Source organism: Proteiniphilum sp. UBA1028 (assembly GCF_002316955.1).
GTDB lineage: Bacteria > Bacteroidota > Bacteroidia > Bacteroidales > Dysgonomonadaceae > Proteiniphilum.
Genome location: NZ_DCEN01000031.1, coordinates 136,949 through 137,956, shown reverse-complemented (window position 1 = coordinate 137,956; position 1,008 = coordinate 136,949). Strand labels below are relative to the sequence as shown.

The 1,008-nt window shown below is 38.4% G+C and carries 2 protein-coding genes; both read left to right on the top strand.

Annotated features, from left to right (window positions below):
- The first annotated feature begins 120 nt into the window (after positions 1-120).
- Positions 121-378 carry a type II toxin-antitoxin system RelE family toxin gene (locus B3Z75_RS14250; protein ID WP_414702860.1) on the top strand — a complete coding sequence of 86 codons (258 nt, stop codon included), beginning with the start codon at positions 121-123 and terminating at the stop codon, positions 376-378.
- Positions 375-551, top strand: a complete 177-nt coding sequence (locus tag B3Z75_RS04630) for a hypothetical protein (protein WP_294068208.1) — start codon at positions 375-377, stop codon at positions 549-551. Before B3Z75_RS14250 ends, B3Z75_RS04630 begins: the two co-directional genes overlap by 4 nt.
- The last annotated feature ends 457 nt before the right edge of the window (positions 552-1,008 follow it).

Here is a 1,008-nt window from a genome sequence, read left to right as displayed (position 1 = left end):
GTTGATTTGCTTGATCTATTTGAAGACACCCGGCGGAACAAACCGAAAGAAAAGTATATTTGTCCTCATTGCAAGAAACCCATAAGCATAGAAATCAAACAATAATTCATATATTTGCATATGTATTCTATAGAATTCACCCGTAACGCCTTGAAAAGTCTGAAAAAGATAGATCTCGTTTATCAACGGTTGATAATTGAAAAGATAGAGGCACTTCAGATAAACCCGCACGAAAGCGGTAATGTCAAGGCCTTAAAAGGCGTAAGCGGATATTATAGATTGCGAGTTGCGGATTACAGGGTTATATATGAACTGAATAACAACATGCTTGTTATATTGATAATTGACATTAATCACAGAAAGGACGTTTACAGATGAAAACAGCACAATTGAAAAAAGGAGTAATCCAAGCCTTCGAGGCGATATTAAGCGAACTGACCGCAAGTGACATAGAAGATATACAGGATAAGCTGACCGTGCAACTGCACAAGTTGACTGACGACGGAAAACGGTACTCGTTGGATGAAGTAAAGAAGCAATTAGCAATATAGTATGCATTGCCATATACCTAACCGGAGCCAGCAACTCCGGTTTTTTGTGCCCGAACTGTGGGACTGATATAATTATAGATGTTCGGAAATAAGCGGAATTCCACCCGTTTAAATTTTTCGCTGCCGAATTTTCGGCTGCCAAATCGTTAAGAACGTTATACCGTTGTTTAATAACGTTATCGGAATTCCGTATATCGCCATACCCGTAAATCCGTGCATGCACATATATATCGGCTGAGTTTTCGGCCGATCTTTTAAATACCCCAAAATTGGTGTATCATATCGGAATCCCGATATCATACGCAAAAAGCGGATGTGATAAATACATGTATTTACATATGGGGATTTACCCATATGCATAAATATCTGATAATGAGTTTTTATCGGAATTCCGATGTTTAAATAGGCAGAATTCCGCCTATGTAGTCTTGTGCAATCAATCGAGTAGGAGAAAATT

Coding starts and splice junctions, on each gene's coding strand:
- B3Z75_RS14250 (WP_414702860.1), top strand. CDS start 121: ATGTATTCTATAGAATTCACCCGTAACGCCTTGAAAAGTCTGAAAAAG.
- B3Z75_RS04630 (WP_294068208.1), top strand. CDS start 375: ATGAAAACAGCACAATTGAAAAAAGGAGTAATCCAAGCCTTCGAGGCG.